This window comes from Williamsia sp. R60 (genome assembly GCF_054063855.1).
Genome location: NZ_JBSSGR010000002.1, coordinates 157,846 through 172,980, shown reverse-complemented (window position 1 = coordinate 172,980; position 15,135 = coordinate 157,846). Strand labels below are relative to the sequence as shown.

The following is a 15,135-nucleotide window of genomic DNA, read 5'->3' as shown; positions in this document are numbered from 1 at the left end:
GGCAACACCATCTTGACCGATGGCGACGTGGTCCGTCACGGCCGGTCAGGCATGTGAGCGCTGAGGTCAGCCTTGCCTGAGTGCATGTCCGACTTCAGATTCCGCCTCGAACACCTTCCTCGACCTTCTTGCCGAGTTCGGGATCAACGTTCTTCCAGTAGTCGAAAACGCGTGAAAGTACAGGCTCACGCACTCCGTCCGAGACGTGCCCGACGATGTTGCTCACCAAACGGTCGCGCTCGTCGTCGTTCAAGACCTCCCGGTAGAGAATGCCCGCTTGGGTGAAGTCGCCGTCTTCCTCGTGCTCGATGTACCCGGCCCGCACCGCTTGGCCATCGAAGGCCCACAGGCCTTCGTCGCCGGCCGCTGCAGGATCGGCGTGTGGACCGTCGAACGAGTTCGGTGCGTACACCGGAACCTGCGGCCCGCTGAAGTTGTACGCCATCGCACCCTCTTTGGAGTACGTGTTGACCACTGCGGCCTTGGCCGAGTTCACCGGCAGCTGAGCGTAATTGGCGCCGATTCGGTAGCGGTGCGCGTCGGCGTAACTGAAGACCCGGCCGAGCAGCATCTTGTCGGGCGAGAAGCCGATGCCCGGAACGACATTCGACGGCTCGAACGATGACAACTCGATCTCGGAGAAGAAGTTCTCCGGATTGCGGTTGAGTGTCCACTTGCCGACCTCGATCAGCGGATAGTCCTTCTGCGACCACACCTTTGTCAGATCGAAGGGGTTGAACCGATATCCCTCCGCTTCGGCCACCGGCATCACCTGGACCTTCAGGGTCCAGCTGGGAAAGTTCCCCTTCTCGATGGACTCGTACAGATCTTTACGGTGGTGGTCGGGGTCGGTACCTGCGAGGGTGTCGGCCTCTGTCTGCGTCAGGAACTCGATGCCCTGATCGGTCTTGAAGTGGTACTTCACCCAGAAGCGCTCGCCCGCAGCATTAACCCACTGGTAGGTGTGCGAGCCGAATCCGTCCATGTGGCGCCAGGTCTTCGGGATACCACGATCTCCCATCAGCCACGTCACCTGGTGCGCCGACTCCGGCCGCAGTGTCCAGAAGTCCCACTGCATGTTGTGGTCACGCAGGCCCGAGCCGGGCAGTCGCTTCTGACTACGGATGAAGTCGGGGAACTTGATCGGGTCCTTGATGAAGAAGACCGGGGTGTTGTTGCCGACGAGGTCGTAGTTCCCGTCCTCGGTGTAGAACTTCACGGCAAATCCGCGCGGGTCACGCCAGGTGTCAGGGCTGCCCTGTTCGCCTGCGACAGTGGAGAATCGGACAAGCGACTCGGTGGTCTTACCCGGCTGAAGGAACTTCGCCTTCGTGTAGCGGGAGACGTCGCCGGTGATTCGTAGCTCACCGAATGCTCCGCCACCTTTTGCGTGCACCACTCGCTCGGGAACACGCTCGCGGTTGAACTGAGCGAGTTTCTCGATCAGGTAGTGGTCGTGTAGCAGGATGGGTCCCTGCGTGCCGGCGGTTAGTGACTCGTTGTCACTCGATACCGGTACGCCCTGGTTGGTGGTTGTACGTGGGGTCATCTGTTGCCTCCTGATACCCGCATCGGGAGACGCCGATGCGGCCTGAAACGTTGTATTGCAGTCTTTTTCGTGACGTCGAACCCGTTGGCTCGTTGTCAGGTCACGGACGTCCGCGGAAGCCCGGTGATCGCAGAGCCATCGGTGGACTCGGCCCGGCAGTCGGGGCACAGGCCCCAGTAGGTGACCTCGGCCTCGTCGATGACGAAGCCGTGTTTGTCGCTTGGTTCGAGACACGGCGTCTCCCCCACTGCGCAGTCGACATCATGGATCGCTCCACACCGGCGACAGACGAGATGGTGGTGGTTGTCACCGATCCGGTTCTCGTATCTGACGGACGAGCCTGCCGGTTCGATGTGCCGCAGTAGACCGCGTTCGGAGCAGACGCGAAGCACGTCGTACACCGTCTGGGTCGACACGCCGCCGCGTTGTTCGCGAACGCGAGCGGCGACGAAGTCCGCAGTGGAGTGGGGATGCCGCTCCAGCACCTCGAGGACCGCCACCCGCGGCGCGGTCACCCGAAGGCCCACTGCACGCAACTGCTCTCGCGTGTCCGGGGTTGGTTGCTGCGAACTCATGTCTTCGACCGTACGCCCTTTTCTGGAATGAGTCCAGATCTAATCTGGAATCCATCCAATCTGGTGGCGGCGTGCGAGTGGGCTGCGAGATGCTCAGGCCCCCGCAAGGACCAGTACGGCACTACAACAGGTGCCGACGTGATTGAAGCGACGGAAATCGGGAATCCCCTGCACGTGACCACACCACCGAACGACCCCAGCGCGACTACTGCGGCAACGACAGACGACGGACCGGACCCGGACGCCATCACGTCGCTGACGGATGTGGTCCGGCCCGACGGCCCCCGCCCGGTGGCCCACGCCCTCGCCTCCGTCGAGGAACTCTCCGCGGTCGATGCGCCGGCGGGTCAACTCGCCGACCTGGTGAACGGCGCAATCCCGACCGCGGTTCTAGATGTTCTGCGTGGTCGGTGGCTCGGGCATCCCCTCCATCCCGTACTGGTCACCGTGCCCATCGGCGCCTGGATGGCAGTGCCTGTCTTGGACCTCACCGGCCAGCGCATCGCTGCCCAGCGGCTGGTCGCGTTCGGCATCGCAGCGGCACTCCCGGCTTCGATCACAGGGCTTGCCGAGTACACAACGCTCGACACGGCCCAGCGCCGGGTCGCAGTTGTGCACATGGCCGCAAACACCGTCAGCCTCGGCTGCCTGGCGCGATCCTGGTGGCACCGCCACAACGGGCTCGCGTTGCGCGGTGGAGGTTGGTCGCTCGCAGGCCTGGCGATCAGTGGCGTTGCGGGTGCGCTCGGCGGTCATCTGTCCTACTCACAAAGCGCCGGTGTGCTCCGCGAACGCTGACCTCAGGGGCGGTTCAGCCCGAGGGCACCCAGGCACATCTGGTCGAGCGTGTCGAGGAGGGCCTTCTCGTCGGCGTCCTCCCCCTGCACAAGCCACAGATAGAGCGTGTGGTCCACCATCGCGGCCAGCGAGCGGGCCGCCAGCTCCGGATCGAGCGTGGCTGACACCTCGCCGTCGTCCTGCCACCGGGCGATCGCGCGAGCGCTGCGTTCGATGAGTTCGCGGCGATGTTCATGGCGCAGGCGTCGGAAGTCGGTGTTGAAGGTCGCGACCTGTTCGACGATCGCCATCAGCTTCGCGTTTCGCCGATAGGCCTGGTAATACGCACGATTGGAGTTGATGAGCCGCTGCGCCGGTGAGGCGTTGCCTTCCACGCCGTTTCGGCGGTGGATGTCCTCGAACAGTCGAGTGCTCAGTTCCCAGAACACGGAGTCTTTCGACTCGAAGTACCGATAAAAGGAGCCGTAGGAAACGTTCGCGGCCTGGGCGATGTGCTCAACCCTGGTGTCCAGGAACCCGACCTCCTCGAACACCACGCGCGCGGCGTCGAGCAACGCATCCCGGGTCTTCCGGCCGCGAGGGGTCAAAGTCTCGACCGCCGGCAGCGCGGTCTTGACAGGTTGCGTGATCACGGTCACACTCTGTCCAAACATGACATGACTGTCAAGTCATGCGGCAATACGGCGGGGAGCTGAACATGGGCGCAGCAAATACCAAATACGAACTCGGCGGCATCAACCACCTGGCCTTGGTGTGCTCGGACATGAAACGGACCATCGACTTCTACTCAGGCACCCTGGGCATGCCTCTGATCAAGACCATCGAGCTACCGGCCGATCTGGGTCAGCACTTCTTCTTCGATTGCGGCAACGGAAACACCATTGCGTTCTTCTGGCTGGCGGACTCGCCTGACGCCGCACCGGGCGTCGCTGCGCCGAAGGGCCTCCCCGACGAGGGCGAGCTCGCCAGCGCGGTCGGCTCGATGAACCACGTGGCCTTTGCGGTGCCGCCCGAGAAGTTCGACGAATACTACGACCGGTTCACGTCCGAGGGCGTCAAGGTGAGCCAGGTGCTCAACCACGATGACAGCGCTTTCGGGGTGTCTCGCCACGTGCATCCCGGCACATTCGTGCGGTCGTTCTACTTCCAGGACCCGGACGGGGTACTGCTCGAGTTCGCCTGCTGGACTCGAGAATTCACCGATGCCGACGTAGCTCACGAGCCGAAGACCGCTGGCGACCGACGCGTGTCGACCTCTCCGTAGCCAGAGATCGCGAGACCATCGACGAGAGGAACTGTAGTGCCACGTCTTCGCCAAGTACCCCGCGCGGAGGTCACCGACGAGAAGATCCTGTACTTCTACGACAGGCTCTTCGGCCCCGACAAAGACCCGGCGGTCGACGGGGGAACCGTTCACGGCACTCCGGGCGACTGGTGGACTGTCTTCGCGCAGTCACCCAACGTATTCGACCATGCAGTAAAGGGATTCGCCCTCTACCGCAACGCGACGCTCGACCCGATGCTGCGTGAGCTCGGCCAGTGCCGGGCCGGTTATGCGCGGGGCAGCCAATTCGTCTTCTCCCAGCACTCCAAACAGATGCGTTCGCTGGGGATGCCCGAGGAGAAGATCGCCGCCATCGCGTACTGGCAGATCGCCGACTGCTACACCGAACTGGAACGGGCCGTGCTCGCGTATACCGATGGTCTGGTGTTCGACGGCGGTCGGGTGTCCGGCGCGGTCGTCGACATCCTCAAGGCCGATCTCAGCGATCCCGAGATCCTCGAACTGACCTACATCACATGCCTTTACGACATGCATGCCACCATCTGTCGCGCCTTGCGCCTCGAGTTCGACGACCGCGAGGAGCCGGTCGTCGAGGTCGAGGTGCCTGCCGGCATCGGTGCTCGTGATCTGTCTGCGGACTTGTCCGGAGGGTGACACCGGGGTCTCTTTCCGCGTCGCGGACCTGAGCCCCACTGCACACAAATCAGCCTGTGACGTCACGTTCGGCCGTCCGAGCACGAAAAATGCGCAACAAGGAACCGCATGACAGTCTTCCACTTCGACGGCGACTCTGGGCGCTCCAGCAAATCGACTCGAGGTCGGCGCCCAGCTGACGTAACCATGTTCGGGGACACCATTTTTCGGGTTCTCCCGTTCTACGTAGCGAGGACACGTCAACCTGTAGGTTTCGAGCCATGACCTCACAACGTGTCGGCCGCCTGATCCCTGCCGTCATGGCACTCTCGGCCGCCGCCTTCGCCTGGATGGCCCCCGCCGCTTCCGCCGACGTCGCCGACGTCACCATCGTCCCGGGACTGAGCGGTGGCCCGACCACGCCTTTCGGCACCGGGTGCACTTACCTCGTCATCGCTCGGACCGCTGACGCGCCGCATTCCCCGAGCGAAAGTGGCGTGGGAATCGTCGACCTCAATCAGGCGTCGACGTTGTTCCCGCAGGAGTTGATCTGGGACTACATCGACCCCTACTACTCATCGCCCGTGGTTTTCGACCACGCATTCGCCCTGTGGACCCCACACCTACCGGGCGAACACGCGGTGATGGCATACCAGACATCTGCCGGCGGACCCGTCGAAACCGTCATGGTCAAACCCGGCACTCCGATCGGCCCTGGCTGCCTCGTCGCGCCGTAGACCATCACAGGCTTGCCTCAGATCACCAGTCCCAGAAGCAGTACAACGATGAGGCCGGACACCGACAACACGGTCTCCATGATCGACCACGTCTTGATCGTCTGGCCGACGCTCATGCCGAAGTACTCCTTCACCAGCCAGAAGCCGGCGTCGTTGACGTGTGAGAAGAAGACCGAGCCGGCACCGATGGCCAGGACCACCAGCGACAGCTCGCCGCTGCTCAGCCCGTCGACAAGACCCAGGATGAGCGAGGACGCGGTGATCGTGGCAATGGTGGCCGACCCTGTCGCCAGCCGGATCAGGGCGGCGAGCACCCAGGCGAGCAGCAGCACGGAGATGTTCGCTTCTTTGGCCCAATCGGCGAGCAACGTGCCGATCCCGCTGTCGACGAGAACCTGCTTGAAGCCGCCGCCCGCAGCGACGATGAGCAAGATGCCGGCGATCGCGGGCAGTGCGGCACCGGTCGTCTTGGAGATGGTGTCGCGGTCCATTCCCGACCCACGGCCGAGGGTGAACATCGCGACCACCACCGCGATCAGCAGGGCGATGATCGGGGTTCCGAGCACGTCGAGTACCTGCCGCACGATCTGGTCGTCATCGCTGATGAAGATCTCGGCAATGGCCTTGCCCAGCATCAACACAACCGGAAGCAGGACGCTGAAGATCGTGATGGCGAACGACGGGCGCTTGGTCTTGACAAGCGTGTCTTCGGGATCGGCGTCGAACGTGGTGGGCACCGGCAGCACCACCCAGCGGCCCGCGAGTTTTCCGAAGAGAGGTCCGGCGACGATGATGGTCGGGACCGCAACCGCGACACCGAGCGCCAGCGTGGTTCCGAGGTCCGCACCGAGCACGTCGATGGCGACCAGCGGTCCCGGATGGGGCGGCACGAAGCCGTGCATCGCCGAAAGACCTGCGAGAGCGGGGATCCCGACGGTGATCAGCGACAGGCCCGACCGGCGTGCCACCAGGTAGATGACCGGCATCAACAGCACCAGGCCGATCTCGAAGAACATCGGCAGACCGATGATCGCACCGACGAGGGCCATCGCCCACGGCAGCATGCGGGGAGAAGCGTGCCCCACAATGGTGTCGACGATCTCATCGGCGCCACCGGAGTCCGCGAGGAGCTTTGCGAACATCGAACCGAGCGCGATCAGGATCCCGACTCCGGCCGCGGTGCTGCCGAACCCGTCGGTGAACGACTCCAGTACATCCGGAACCGCTTCGCCGGCAACAATTCCCACTGTGAGTCCGCCGGCCACGAGCGCCAGGAACGGGTGCACCTTGGCGATGGTGATCAACACGACGATGACGGCGATGCCGACGAGCGCAGCGAGGATCAACTGCCACCCGGCGGCGACCGGCTCGGGTAGTTCGGTGTCTGCCGCCAGCAGCACCGCCGATGGTGAGCTCATCAGTTCTCCTTGTGTTCTGTCTGGGTGATGTAGGACTCGACGATGTCGTCGATCGACTGATCGATGTCGATGACAATTCCTCGCTCATCGTCGGCGAGTGGTTCGAGAGTGTGGAACTGCGACGACAAGAGCGACGGCGGCATGAAGTGCCCCGGTCGGCTTGCCTGACGTTTCGAGATCACCTCAGGGGTGCCATCGAGGTGGACAAAACACACCTCGGGACAATGCCGTCGGAGCTGGTCGCGGTACTTGTGCTTGAGCGCCGAACAACTCATCACGCCGCCGTCGGCATGATCAGCCAGCCACTGGCCGATCACCTCCAGCCACGGGTGCCGATCGTTGTCGTCGAGCGGCTGTCCACTGGACATCTTGGCGATGTTGGCCGGCGGGTGGAAATCGTCTGCATCAGCGAATGGCACCCGGAGGCGCTGCGCCAGCGCGGCTCCGACGGTGGACTTGCCAGACCCCGACACCCCCATGACGACCAGCGGTGCTCGCATTGTTGACTCCTCGCTCTTGTGCTGCCGGTCACAGATATTGCCGCAATGATCATACTTTTGCAAGAGCGTGAGTGCTTAAAGCATCCTTTTGAAGAGGCTTGGCGACAATGAGAAGATAAATCGGTGGCAACAGACGCGAGTGTGGGTGAACTTCATGGCAGCGTTCTCACCGGCGTGGGCACGCATATCGTCTCCGGGCATCACCGCGAGGGCGAGGTTCTCACTCTCGACAGCATCGGCGTGCAGTACGGGGTGTCGCGTACGGTCGCCCGCGAAGCCATCCGGGTCTTGGAATCGATGGGTCTCGTGGCCTCACGCCGCCGCGTCGGTATCACCATTCAGCCCCGCAGCCACTGGCATGTCTTCGACCCACGACTGATCCGTTGGCGACTCGACGCCGGGGAGCGAACCGACTTCCTTCTGACCCTGTCAGAGCTGCGGCGCGGGTTCGAACCGGTCGCCGCGGCCCTTGCTGCAGAGCGCGCGGACGAGCACCAGTGCCGCATCCTCGCTGCCGCGGTCTCGGACATGGTCGTGCACGGCCGGTCGGGCGACCTCGACCAGTATCTGTTGGCGGACAAGGTCTTCCATCGCACCCTGCTCGAAGCGAGCGGGAACGAGATGTTCCGCGCGCTGAGCGATGTGGTCGGTGAGGTGCTCGCCGGTCGTACACATCACGGCATGATGCCGACCAACCCCAACCCTGCGGCCATCGACCTCCACGACACGGTCGCCCGGGCCATTCGCTTACGGAACCCTGCGGACGCCGAACGGGCCATGCGCGAGATCATCATCGAAGCAGCGGACGCTGTTCGCGAACCCGACCAGGACTAGCGGTTACCCGGCCGGATGATCTGGGTCGGCTTCATCCTCATCGATGGCGGCAGCCATCGGTTGACGCCACGACGCAGAGTGAACAGCGCAGACAACAGCAGCAACGCGAACTGCAGCCACCCCATGAACTTGATGACGCCGGATATGGACGGATAGTCGAAGAGGAGATCGATACCCATCGGGATGCACAGCAGCATCACCAGCACAGCGGTCACGTAGACGTTCCTGGCACCCCGACTGCGGTGCCGAGACGTCGCCACCAGCAGCGGGTACTGCACGGCGAGCAGAACAAGCGTTGCGACGAGCATCGCCGGGGGGAAGAAGCTCGACAACGAGTCGATGCGGTCCGCAGGCGCCGCCGCACCGGGATCACGGGCGACATCGGCCTGGAGGCGCTCGTTGAGCAGATCGCTGATGGACCCCGAGTTCACGAACCCGTAAACCACACTGACCAGCGCAGCAGCGGCACCACCCAGCCACAGCAACCAGGCGTGGTACAGCGCGGCCGGAGGAGGTGTCGGCTCATCGAGCACCGCGTGGTCTTTGTCCTTGGACTGTCGCCCCGCCTCGATCGCCGCCAGATCCATCGCGTCGAGTTCGGCCAATGACGGCATGCCGGAGAGGTCGGACGGCACTTCTACCGGGCCGTCGGGGCCGATACTCGATTTCTCGAGGTCGGGGCCATCGCGGTCCGGGTCCATCGGCTGCTTGTCTGGGTCCTGCGTCACACCGTCGATTGTTCCACTAGTCCACCTGCGCCCTGACCAGAGTGCGCACCTTCCGTCTTTCCACCAGGTTGCCGTCCGACACCGTTCCCGACAACGATGGTCGGATGAACACACGTGTCGAGGTCACCAGCGTCGAAGAACTGCGCGCCCTGGTCGGCGAACCAATCGATCGCGTCGCGAAGAAGGTGCGCCCCGAACTCCTGCCGGTGCATCTCGAGTGGCTGGCGCGGTCGCCCTTCGCTTTCGTCGCCACCACCGACGCCGACGGTCGCGTGGATGTCTCGCCGAAAGGCGATCCCCCCGGCTTTGTGCACGTCATCGATTCGCGAACGATCGCCATACCCGAGCGGCCGGGAAACCGGCGCGTCGACGGCTACCTGAACGTGCTGTCCAACCCACACGTCGGCACCAACTTCCTGGTGCCCGGCAGGGGTGACACCCTGAGGATCAACGGGACCGCGACTGTTCTGAGGGACGCGGACTACTTCGACGCACTGGCGATCCGCGGGCGACGGCCCATCCTCGCCCTCGAGGTCGCCGTCGAGGAGGTGTTCTTCCATTGCGCCAAAGCATTCATGCGCGCCGACCTCTGGCGTCCGGAAACGTGGAAACCAGACGTGTTGCCCAGCCCCGCCGAGATCACGCACGTGTTGAACAAGGGGTCGAATCTCGAAGAGCTGCAGAAGTATTACGGCGAGAGCTACGGGAAGAAGCTGTACTGATCCAGCGCCTCACGAGCTGATCTTCAACATCCGGCCCACCGTCGCCTGCCACATCGACCCGTCGGCACCGATGGTCCCGGTCAATTGCAAGGGTTCGTCGACGGGGGCTACTCCGACCTCCGTGAGGGCTCGCCGCGTGCCCGTCGCGAAATCGACGGCCGCGAAGTAGACCGATCCGATCTGCTGAATCCCGTTGCCCGCCAACGCTTCAGCCGAGGGCGCATAGGCCAGCGCATAGATGAGGCCGTCGGATCGCGACAATTTCGGCAGAGTAGCCATGCGATCGTGGGTTTCCCATACGCGATGGCATCCGGTGTCGGTGACGTCGATGCGGGTCATCCCTCCGGCGAACGTCGCGGCCGCCGGGTCACTGGGCCCGGATGTTGCGAACGGCGGATAGCCGAACCCGTACGTGCTGGGGATGACCAGCGAATTGCCCCACGCCATCGGCGAATTCTCGGTGCCTTGCCCGGAGGTGCCGAAGGCGGGCGTTGCGCACACCACCGACCCGTTGTCGCTGCGGTAGACGATCAGATTGGGCCGCTCGGCGTCGTCGACGATTGCCACGAACTCGTCGTCCACCCCGAAATATGTTGGTGTGGTGCCGGATCCAGGAGCCAGCTGCCCGGGCTTTCGGACACTCCCCGCGGTGTAGGTCTGCCGCCAGACGGTGGTGGGCGTGCCGGTGTCGTCGGCGTGCATCTCGTAGAGGGCACGATCGGTGAGCACGGAAGCACGCTCCCGCCGAACACTCAAACCGTTCGTGAGCCTCTCGCCCGGTGGCAGGTGCATCGAAGCGCTATGGCCGTCAGCGGATATCGTGCCCACCACTCCACCGGTGGTCGCGAACCAGATGCGCTGTTGATAGTCGGGTGCCAATCCGGTGATGGCATCTCCGGCGGGAATGTGAGCGCTCACATCGATTCGCTCGGCGACGTACAGGTTCCATTGCCCGGCAGCGGTTTTGCGATGGGCGACCTTGAGCACCGAGCCGGATCCGTCAGCCATCACCACGCGGTCGCGGCTGTCGAGATATCCGTAGACGCCGCCCAGGAGACCTCCCTTGGTGAGCTGGATGGACGCGATCGGCTGGGCGGTGACCGGATCGAAGAGTTGCACGGTGGGCACCGCGACGCCGGGCGGGTCGACACCCACGTATCCGGTGCACAACGCCACGGGCATGCCATCGCTACCAATGAAGGTCGCCGCACATGCTCCACCGGGCAACGACGAGGCCACCACACGACCGGCCACTCCGGGCCCGGGATGCGGCGTGGTGTCTGTCGACGCCAAGTCCCCATGGATCAACGACGTCCCCGGCGGCCCGACATCGGGGATGCCCGGTGTCGCCTGGGCAGGCCCGGCGTTCAGTGCTATGACCAGCGTCGTGAGCAGAACTGCCACGCAGGCTTTTCGCGCCATCATTCGACCATCGAACCACGGCACCCCGGCCACATCCTCCGACTCCAGCCAGAAACTCCGGCTGCAACCGGAGGAAGTGCTCGAAACCGGAGGAACTACCGACTAGACCAGCAGTTCGGCGATCTGAATCGTGTTGAGGGCAGCACCCTTACGGAGGTTGTCGCCGGAGACGAACAGCGCCAGGCCGCGTCCCTCGGGTGCGCCCGGATCCTGACGGATACGGCCGACCAACGAGTTGTCCTTGCCTGCAGCAGCCAGCGGGGTGGGCACATCGGTCAACGTGACGCCGGCGGCGTCAGCCAAGATCTTGGTGGCCTCTTCGACCGACAACGGATTCGCGAACTCGGCGTTGATCGACAACGAGTGCCCGGTGAACACGGGAACCCGCACACACGTACCGCTCACCAGCAGATCGGGGAGGCCGAGGATCTTGCGGGACTCGTTGCGCAGCTTCTGGTCTTCGTCGGTTTCGCCCGAACCGTCGTCGACGAGCGAACCGGCCAGCGGGAGCACGTTGAAGGCAATGGGCGCAACGTATTTGACAGGATCAGGCAGCGACACCGCCGATCCGTCATGCACCAGCTTCTCGGCATCATCGATGCCCGCCCGCAACTGGGTGGCGAGCTCTTCGACGCCGGCGAGACCACTACCGGAGACCGCCTGGTACGACGAGATGATCAGACGCTGCAGGCCAGCCGCGTCATGCAACGGCTTGAGCACCGGCATCGCGGCCATCGTGGTGCAGTTTGGATTGGCGATGATGCCCTTGGTCAGGTTCTTCGCCTGCTCACCGTTGACCTCTGAGACAACCAGCGGCACATCGGGATCCTTGCGCCAGGCCGACGAGTTGTCGATCACGGTGACACCGGCGGCGGCGAAACGCGGCGCCTGCTCACGAGACATGGTCGCACCGGCGGAGAACAGCGCGATGTCGAGGCCGGTGGGATCTGCGGTCGATGCATCCTCGATCTCGATCTCGCCACCACGCCACGGCAGCTTCTTGCCCGCCGATCGTGACGACGCGAAGAAGCGGATCTCGTCGGCCGGGAAATTGCGCTCTTCCAACAGCTTTCGCATGACGGCGCCGACCTGGCCGGTCGCGCCGACAACTCCTACCCGTACACCCATTGCTATCGCCCCGTTCCGGCGTAGACGGTGGCCTCTTCCTCGCCACCGAGATCAAACGCGTCATGCAGCACGCGCACAGCCTTGTCCAGCTCGGTGTCGCGGCACAGCACCGAGATCCGGATCTCCGACGTGGAGATCAGCTCGATGTTGACACCCGCCTCCGAGAGTGCCTCACAGAATGTGGCCGTCACGCCGGGATGCGACTTCATGCCCGCACCGACCAGCGACACCTTGCCGATGTGATCGTCGTAAAGGATCGAGCTGAACCCGATTTCTTCCTTCAGCGTCGACAACTTCTCCACGGCGATCGGACCGAGTTCCTTGGGACACGTGAAGGTGATGTCGGTCTTGCCCGTCTCGACCTTCGAGACGTTCTGCAGCACCATGTCGATGTTGATCTCGGCATCGGCAACAGCACGGAAGACCTTGGCGGCGTAGCCCGGCTTGTCGTCCAGGCCGACAACCGTCACCTTGGCTTCGCTGCGGTCGTGGGCAACGCCGGTGAGGATGGCTTCTTCCACGGGAATGTCCTCCATCGATCCGGACACCATGGTGCCGGGTTTGGTTGAGTACGACGAGCGCACGTGAACGGGAACGTTGTAACGGCGGGCATATTCCACGCAGCGCAGCATCAGCACCTTCGCGCCACATGCGGCCATCTCCAGCATCTCTTCGAACGAGACCGTCGCCAAGTGGCGGGCGTTCGGGACGATGCGGGGATCAGCGGTGTAGATGCCGTCGACGTCGGTGTAGATCTCGCAGACATCGGCGTTGAGGGCCGCGGCAAGTGCCACGGCGGTGGTGTCGGACCCACCACGACCCAGCGTGGTGACGTCCTTGGTGTCCTGCGAGACACCCTGGAAGCCCGCGACGAGAACGATCTTGCCCTCATCGAGCGCCGACCGGACGCGACCGGGCGTGACGTCGATGATCTTGGCCTTGCCATGGCTGCTGGTGGTGATCACACCCGCCTGCGAACCGGTGAACGACTGGGCTTCCGCGCCGAGGGAGCTGATGGCCATCGCGACCAGCGCGTTCGAGATGCGCTCACCCGAGGTGAGCAGCATGTCCATCTCGCGGGGCGGCGGCGCCGGGCAGACCTGCTCGGCGAGGTCGAGCAGCTCGTCGGTGGTGTCGCCCATCGCCGACACCACCACCACCACGTCGTTGCCCGCCTTACGGGTCGCGACGATGCGCTCGGCCACTCTGCGGATCCGTTCGGCGTCGCCAACCGAGGAGCCGCCGTACTTCTGCACGACCAGAGCCACCGAGTTTCCCTTCTCTAGCTGCTGCGAACCTTCAAAATCAGTGAGCGGGCAACAGTGCAAGACTGCCTCCCGCCTCGTGCAAGGATAGCCACCCGCAACTCCCCCACGTGCAAGCGTGTCGCTGCGCCGTCGAGCCGGGAGACCGCCGCCCACCGGGGCTCGGGCGGGCACGCGGCAATTGCTTTAGCGTGCTTCGGAACTGGCGGATCGGCCGTGCAACCGACAGCGACCGCCCCGAGCGAGCGTTCGGCACTAGGATCGCTCAGGTGCTGACCCGAGCAAGATTCGAATCCGTCAGCGACCTCCTGTATCGACGGCGTGACTGGGTCGAGCCGATCGCCGCCTTCCTCCTGATCCGTCTGGTCGGCATGCTCGTGCTGGAGCGGTTCACGCAGCTACGCAGCAGCAGCCTCGGCGCGGCGCTCTCGGCGTGGGACGGCAAATGGATGCTCGCCATCGCCGAGCACGGGTACGGGGGCGTGCCGCTGACCCAGACCGACGCGCAGGGGATGCGTGACTCCGACACGCCATACGCGTTCTTCCCCGGCTATCCGTTGCTCGCCGGGGCGCTGGACAAGGTGCCCGGTTTCAGTCCGCTGGGTGCCGCCCTCACCGTGAACGTGGTGCTCGGGTGCCTGGCCGCGGTGGGTGTCGCCCGGATCGGAACGCTGTGCGCTGCACAGATGCAGAACCGTGAACACAAGTCCCGGCTCGTGCCCGCACGCTTCACCGCTTGGTTTGCCGAGGACATCCACCGGGCCGACGACGGCCAGGTGGTGCGCGTCAAGGCCGATCCGCGTCGGGCTGGGCTGCTGCTCGCCGTTCTGTTCGCCGCAGCGCCGATGGGCATCGTCTTGTCGATGGCCTACACCGAGGCGCTGTTCTGCGCACTTGCGGCGTGGGCGCTGATCGGCGTGCTGGAGCGACGATGGTTGCTGGCCGGGATCTGCACGATGCTGGCCGGACTGAGCCGTCCGACCGCGGTGGTCCTGATCGTTGTCGTGGTGGTGGCTGCGGCGCTGCGATTCCGCGACGGACCTAGGGCGTGGGCGGCCATCGTCCTCAGTCCGCTCGGCTACCTGGGGTATCTGGCGGTGGTCTGGCACAAGACGGGCGAACCGCTCGGCTGGTTCAGAATCCAGACCGAGGGATGGGACACACGGGTCGACTACGGCCGGGCCGCCTACGAGTTCATCAACTACGCGCTAGTGAACTCCGGCGAAATCGCGCCGGTGGCCACGGCCTGGATCATGCTGATCACCATCGCCTTGGCGTTGTTGAGTTTCGCCGAGCGGGTGCCGTGGCCGGTGGCGGTATATGGAGCGCTGGTGGTCGTATCCATCGGCGCCTCGAGCGGTCTGATGATGAGCCGCCCCCGACTGCTGCTCCCGGCGTTCGTCTTGCTGATCCCGATCGCGATCGGCCTGGCCAAACGTCGCGGGTCCACACAGATGCTGGTCTCGCTCGCGATTGTCGCCTTCAGCTCATGGTTCGGCGCACACATGCTAACGGTCTATCCGCACGCCATGTGACCTGCG

General features: G+C 64.3%; 16 protein-coding genes. 7 read left to right on the top strand and 9 right to left on the bottom strand.

Annotated features, from left to right (window positions below; all coding sequences use genetic code 11):
• Window positions 1-94: 94 nt before the first annotated feature.
• Complete coding sequence (locus ACVWY6_RS07615; protein ID WP_457537174.1) at window positions 95-1,549, bottom strand: catalase; 1,455 nt, start codon at window positions 1,547-1,549, stop codon at window positions 95-97.
• A gap of 95 nt (window positions 1,550-1,644) precedes the next feature.
• On the bottom strand, window positions 1,645-2,124 hold the full coding sequence (locus ACVWY6_RS07610) for a Fur family transcriptional regulator (RefSeq protein WP_457537172.1): 480 nt from the start codon (window positions 2,122-2,124) through the stop codon (window positions 1,645-1,647).
• A 138-nt stretch (window positions 2,125-2,262) separates the two neighbouring features.
• Between ACVWY6_RS07610 and ACVWY6_RS07605 the strand changes: the two genes are divergently transcribed.
• Entirely contained in the window at window positions 2,263-2,922 is a 660-nt protein-coding gene (locus ACVWY6_RS07605; RefSeq protein WP_457537170.1) for a DUF2231 domain-containing protein, read from the top strand.
• Window positions 2,923-2,924: 2 nt separating this feature from the next.
• Here ACVWY6_RS07605 and ACVWY6_RS07600 read toward each other — a convergent pair whose 3' ends face one another.
• The gene (locus tag ACVWY6_RS07600) at window positions 2,925-3,554 is read right to left on the bottom strand and encodes a TetR/AcrR family transcriptional regulator (RefSeq protein ID WP_400724109.1); all 630 of its coding nucleotides are present in this window, start codon (window positions 3,552-3,554) and stop codon (window positions 2,925-2,927) included.
• 65 nt (window positions 3,555-3,619) lie between these two features.
• Here ACVWY6_RS07600 and ACVWY6_RS07595 point away from each other — a divergent pair, with 65 nt between their 5' ends.
• The 3 genes from ACVWY6_RS07595 (at window position 3,620) to ACVWY6_RS07585 (ending at window position 5,577) form a co-directional block, all read left to right on the top strand.
• Window positions 3,620-4,186, top strand: coding sequence for a VOC family protein (locus ACVWY6_RS07595; protein ID WP_457537168.1), 567 nt, complete (start codon window positions 3,620-3,622; stop codon window positions 4,184-4,186).
• Between the two features lie 36 nt (window positions 4,187-4,222).
• Window positions 4,223-4,861 carry a carboxymuconolactone decarboxylase family protein gene (locus tag ACVWY6_RS07590; RefSeq protein ID WP_457537166.1) on the top strand — a complete coding sequence of 213 codons (639 nt, stop codon included), beginning with the start codon at window positions 4,223-4,225 and terminating at the stop codon, window positions 4,859-4,861.
• 260 nt (window positions 4,862-5,121) lie between these two features.
• Window positions 5,122-5,577, top strand: coding sequence for a hypothetical protein (locus tag ACVWY6_RS07585; RefSeq protein WP_457537164.1), 456 nt, complete (start codon window positions 5,122-5,124; stop codon window positions 5,575-5,577).
• 17 nt (window positions 5,578-5,594) lie between these two features.
• Here ACVWY6_RS07585 and ACVWY6_RS07580 read toward each other — a convergent pair whose 3' ends face one another.
• Both ACVWY6_RS07580 and ACVWY6_RS07575 read right to left on the bottom strand, forming a co-directional pair.
• Complete coding sequence (locus tag ACVWY6_RS07580; RefSeq protein WP_023956512.1) at window positions 5,595-6,995, bottom strand: GntT/GntP/DsdX family permease; 1,401 nt, start codon at window positions 6,993-6,995, stop codon at window positions 5,595-5,597.
• Complete coding sequence (locus ACVWY6_RS07575) at window positions 6,995-7,495, bottom strand: gluconokinase (protein WP_457537161.1); 501 nt, start codon at window positions 7,493-7,495, stop codon at window positions 6,995-6,997. Before ACVWY6_RS07575 ends, ACVWY6_RS07580 begins: the two co-directional genes overlap by 1 nt.
• A 123-nt stretch (window positions 7,496-7,618) precedes the next feature.
• Here ACVWY6_RS07575 and ACVWY6_RS07570 point away from each other — a divergent pair, with 123 nt between their 5' ends.
• Window positions 7,619-8,329 (top strand): FadR/GntR family transcriptional regulator, encoded by a 711-nt coding sequence (locus ACVWY6_RS07570; protein WP_457537159.1) that lies wholly within the window; start codon window positions 7,619-7,621, stop codon window positions 8,327-8,329.
• On the opposite strand, the gene ACVWY6_RS07565 is transcribed toward ACVWY6_RS07570, so the two are convergent.
• Window positions 8,326-9,057: a hypothetical protein gene (locus tag ACVWY6_RS07565; protein ID WP_457537157.1), complete on the bottom strand. Its 732-nt coding sequence runs from the start codon at window positions 9,055-9,057 to the stop codon at window positions 8,326-8,328. The two genes, ACVWY6_RS07570 and ACVWY6_RS07565, sit on opposite strands and share 4 nt — an antisense overlap.
• A gap of 104 nt (window positions 9,058-9,161) precedes the next feature.
• On the opposite strand from ACVWY6_RS07565, the gene ACVWY6_RS07560 reads away from it, so the two are divergent.
• Window positions 9,162-9,779, top strand: a complete 618-nt coding sequence (locus tag ACVWY6_RS07560) for a pyridoxamine 5'-phosphate oxidase family protein (protein WP_031331814.1) — start codon at window positions 9,162-9,164, stop codon at window positions 9,777-9,779.
• 9 nt (window positions 9,780-9,788) lie between these two features.
• Here the strand turns inward: ACVWY6_RS07560 and ACVWY6_RS07555 are convergent, their stop codons facing one another.
• The 3 genes from ACVWY6_RS07555 to ACVWY6_RS07545 all read right to left on the bottom strand — a co-directional run bounded on the left by ACVWY6_RS07555 (window position 9,789) and on the right by ACVWY6_RS07545 (window position 13,597).
• The gene (locus ACVWY6_RS07555) at window positions 9,789-11,201 is read right to left on the bottom strand and encodes a hypothetical protein (RefSeq protein ID WP_457538534.1); all 1,413 of its coding nucleotides are present in this window, start codon (window positions 11,199-11,201) and stop codon (window positions 9,789-9,791) included.
• Between the two features lie 102 nt (window positions 11,202-11,303).
• Window positions 11,304-12,329, bottom strand: a complete 1,026-nt coding sequence (locus ACVWY6_RS07550) for an aspartate-semialdehyde dehydrogenase (protein ID WP_457537155.1) — start codon at window positions 12,327-12,329, stop codon at window positions 11,304-11,306.
• Between the two features lie 2 nt (window positions 12,330-12,331).
• Window positions 12,332-13,597 carry an aspartate kinase gene (locus ACVWY6_RS07545; RefSeq protein ID WP_023956524.1) on the bottom strand — a complete coding sequence of 422 codons (1,266 nt, stop codon included), beginning with the start codon at window positions 13,595-13,597 and terminating at the stop codon, window positions 12,332-12,334.
• A gap of 368 nt (window positions 13,598-13,965) precedes the next feature.
• On the opposite strand from ACVWY6_RS07545, the gene ACVWY6_RS07540 reads away from it, so the two are divergent.
• Window positions 13,966-15,129 (top strand): hypothetical protein, encoded by a 1,164-nt coding sequence (locus ACVWY6_RS07540; RefSeq protein WP_457538532.1) that lies wholly within the window; start codon window positions 13,966-13,968, stop codon window positions 15,127-15,129.
• Window positions 15,130-15,135: the final 6 nt, after the last annotated feature.

Coding starts and splice junctions, on each gene's coding strand:
- ACVWY6_RS07615 (WP_457537174.1), bottom strand. CDS start 1,549: ATGACCCCACGTACAACCACCAACCAGGGCGTACCGGTATCGAGTGAC.
- ACVWY6_RS07610 (WP_457537172.1), bottom strand. CDS start 2,124: ATGAGTTCGCAGCAACCAACCCCGGACACGCGAGAGCAGTTGCGTGCA.
- ACVWY6_RS07595 (WP_457537168.1), top strand. CDS start 3,620: ATGGGCGCAGCAAATACCAAATACGAACTCGGCGGCATCAACCACCTG.
- ACVWY6_RS07585 (WP_457537164.1), top strand. CDS start 5,122: ATGACCTCACAACGTGTCGGCCGCCTGATCCCTGCCGTCATGGCACTC.
- ACVWY6_RS07580 (WP_023956512.1), bottom strand. CDS start 6,995: ATGAGCTCACCATCGGCGGTGCTGCTGGCGGCAGACACCGAACTACCC.
- ACVWY6_RS07575 (WP_457537161.1), bottom strand. CDS start 7,495: ATGCGAGCACCGCTGGTCGTCATGGGGGTGTCGGGGTCTGGCAAGTCC.
- ACVWY6_RS07560 (WP_031331814.1), top strand. CDS start 9,162: ATGAACACACGTGTCGAGGTCACCAGCGTCGAAGAACTGCGCGCCCTG.
- ACVWY6_RS07555 (WP_457538534.1), bottom strand. CDS start 11,201: ATGGCGCGAAAAGCCTGCGTGGCAGTTCTGCTCACGACGCTGGTCATA.
- ACVWY6_RS07550 (WP_457537155.1), bottom strand. CDS start 12,329: ATGGGTGTACGGGTAGGAGTTGTCGGCGCGACCGGCCAGGTCGGCGCC.
- ACVWY6_RS07540 (WP_457538532.1), top strand. CDS start 13,966: ATGCTCGTGCTGGAGCGGTTCACGCAGCTACGCAGCAGCAGCCTCGGC.